General features: G+C 65.7%; 1 pseudogene. It reads left to right on the top strand.

The features are described 5' to 3' along the window. Positions 1-154: 154 nt before the first annotated feature. Positions 155-256, top strand: a pseudogene (locus JHD74_RS26795) (hypothetical protein); the annotation flags it as partial. Positions 257-388: the final 132 nt, after the last annotated feature.

The raw sequence follows: 388 nt of genomic DNA, 5'->3' as shown, positions 1-388 counted from the left end.
CCCCCCCCCCCCCCCCCCCCCCCCCCCCCCCCCCCCCCCCCCCCCCCCCCCCCCCCCCCCCTTTTTTTTAATGCAGAAGACGGCATACGAGATGATACCTCCTGTCTCGTGGGCTCGGAGATGTGTATAAGAGACAGTATCCCGCGCCAATGAAGCCAACTTTTTGGCGGCGTTTATCCCAGGGCAATTTATTCTGCTCTACGGCAAAGAGTCGGCCCAGCCTTTTCTGTATACCGGTATCACCTATGGGGCTGTCTCTTATACACATCTGACGCTGCCGACGATGCCAACTGGGTGTAGATCTCGGTGGGAGCCGGAGCATGAAAAAGGGGGGGGGGGGGGGGGGGGGGGGGGGGGGGGGGGGGGGGGGGGGGGGGGGGGGGGGGGG

Origin of the sequence: Serratia sp. ASV30 (assembly GCF_016428815.1) — a bacterium.
GTDB classification, from domain to species: Bacteria; Pseudomonadota; Gammaproteobacteria; order Enterobacterales; family Enterobacteriaceae; genus Chania; species Chania fonticola_C.
Note: the sequence above shows the minus strand (reverse complement) of the source record. Positions and strands in the feature narration are given on the sequence as shown.